Here is a 2,571-nt window from a genome sequence, read left to right on the forward strand (position 1 = left end):
GACTGACAAGAGATCATATAACAAGCCAAATGAGAGTTTTATCAGGAGGAGAAAATGCAAAGGTTCGTCTTTGTAAGTTAATGAATAGAGAAGCAAATCTTTTAGTTCTTGACGAGCCAACTAACCATCTTGATGTAGAGGCAAAAGAGGAATTAAAGAAAGCTGTGAGAGAGTTTAAGGGAACAGTTGTACTTGTAAGTCACGAACCAGATTTCTATATGGATGTTGTTACTGAAGTTTGGAATGTAGAGGAGTGGACATTGAAGGTGGTTTAGAAATCATATTTGCAACAGTTACAGAGAGTAAAAAGCTCTCTGGTTGCAAATTGGTTGCATTTTATTTTATTTGAAAATAAATTTTATTAATAAGGATATGTAATTTATATTAAGTTATATATCCTTATTTTTTTTATAAAAATATAATAAAAAAAAGTAATTTAAAATCAAGCTATACATTTTTTAATTTCATAGATATGAAAAAAATAGTATTAATATAACAAAATTTTATAAAAATTCTTTTAATTTAATAAAATATATAGTATAATAGAAAGGTATGACAAATTTAAATTAGGAGAAAAAAATGAAAAAGGAAAAAGAGTATGGTTTATTTACCGCAATTACTATGATAGTTGGAATAGTAATTGGTTCAGGGATATTTTTTAAAAGTGATAATATATTAGTTTATACTAATGGAAGTATATTAAAAGGGGTTTTGGTATTTTCAATAGCTGCTGTTGGAATAATATTTGGAAGTTTAACAATAGCACTTTTAGCATCAAGAACAACAAAAGCGGGTGGGCTTATAACTTATGTTGAAGAATATGTCAACTCAAGAATAGCAGGAGCTTTTGGTTGGTTTCAAGTTTTTATTTATTATCCAGCTATATTAAGTGTAATTTCTTGGATAGTTGGGGTATATATTTGTATGCTTATGGGATGGAAATTTAGTCCAGAAATTATAGGATTATCTGGTGGAGTAGCATTTTTAATTATTTTTATTATAAATTATTTTTCAGCTTTATTAGGTGGAGCTTTTCAAAATTTTAGTACAATTTCAAAAAGTCTTTTAATAGCTTTACTAGCAATTGTTGGTTTTATATATGGAGATCCAAAACTTATAACAACTTCAGGATCAAATTTAGTAGATGGAAATACAATGGCTTGGATTGGAGCTTTATCACCGATAGCTTTTTCATATGATGGATGGGTAGTTGCTACTTCTATATCTCATGAAATTAAAAACTCTAAAAAAAATTTACCAATAGCTTTGATAGTTGGACCAATATTTGTATTGATTGCTTATGTATCTTACTTTGTTGGAATAAGTATTTTAGTTGGACCAGAAAAAATTATGGAATTGGGGGATACTCATGTGAATGAAGCTATAACAATTCTTTTTGGAGAAGGTGGAGCTAAAATATTCTTAATTTTTATTTTAATTTCTGTGTTAGGAACACTTAATGGATTTACTTTAGGATTTATGAGAATCCCTTATTTATTAGCTATTAGAAATATGTTTCCTGGTTCAAAAAAAGTTAGTTCATTGGAGAAAGGGCATCATATTCCAAAAATTTCAGCAAAAATATCTTTTGTTATATCTGTATTTTATATATTTTTAAATTATATAGTTCAAAAATATAATTTAATACCTAATTCAGATATTTCAGAAATACCAATAGTAGCTAGTTATATAGTATATATTGTTCTATATGGATGTGTTATAAATCTATATAGAAAAGGAGAGGTAAAAGGAAAAATAATGGGATTAATAGTTCCAACAATAGCTATTTTAGGTTCACTGATTATAATAATAGGTGGACTTCAAAATCCAAGAACTTTTATTTATTTAGGAATTTGTGGAATAGTTATATTGATAGCATTAATATATTTAAAAAAAGAAAATAATAATATAGATTAAAAGTTAAACCGATCTTTAAAAGTTAGAAAAATCTAACAGATATAAAGATCGGTTTTTATTTTTAACTATTCTATTAAATTTTTAAAAGATCTGGATTAACTTTCTCAATATAAGCTTCTAAAGAGGTTCTATCCATTAGCCCATTAGATGGTCCTTGATGAAGAGTTGAAAAAGCTGCTGCATAGATAGCTATTTCAATAGAATTTTCCAATTTAAAATTTTTAGTTAGATATGAAGCTAAGGTTGCAATAAAAATATCAGAAGAACCAGTTATATCTAGACTAGGAAAATTAATAGGTGAAAATTTTTTTATTTTTTCTTCATTTATAAATGTATATCCATCTTTTATAGAGGTAATAATAATATTTTTAACACAATTTTTTAAAAAATATTGTCCACCTTCATCTATGTTCTTTTTATTTTTTGATAAAAGTTTAAATTCAGTTTTATTCAGGACTAAAATTTCAACCTCTTTTAGAATTTCATTTGAAACTTCTTTTCTTGAAGAGGGTTTTAAAATTATTTTGCTATTATTAATTTTTGCAATTTCAATAACTTTTTTTATACAAGGTTCTGGAATTTCAGTAGAGATTAAACAATAACTACAATTTTTGAAAAGATTTTGATTCTTTTCAATATCTTCAGGAGAAAGTT

General features: G+C 25.9%; 3 protein-coding genes. 2 read left to right on the plus strand and 1 reads right to left on the minus strand.

Features of this window, described 5'->3' with window-relative positions; translation table 11 throughout:
* The coding region (locus Q1J48_RS05485; protein WP_300361843.1) for an ATP-binding cassette domain-containing protein at positions 1-275 on the plus strand (275 nt) is incomplete at its 5' end.
* Between the two features lie 304 nt (positions 276-579).
* The gene (locus tag Q1J48_RS05490) at positions 580-1,917 is read left to right on the plus strand and encodes an APC family permease (protein ID WP_300361846.1); all 1,338 of its coding nucleotides are present in this window, start codon (positions 580-582) and stop codon (positions 1,915-1,917) included.
* A 73-nt stretch (positions 1,918-1,990) separates the two neighbouring features.
* On the opposite strand, the gene Q1J48_RS05495 is transcribed toward Q1J48_RS05490, so the two are convergent.
* On the minus strand, positions 1,991-2,571 hold a 581-nt coding region (locus tag Q1J48_RS05495; protein WP_300361848.1), incomplete at its 5' end, for a PfkB family carbohydrate kinase.

This window comes from Fusobacterium sp. (genome assembly GCF_029258315.1).
Taxonomy (GTDB): domain Bacteria; phylum Fusobacteriota; class Fusobacteriia; order Fusobacteriales; family Fusobacteriaceae; genus Fusobacterium_B.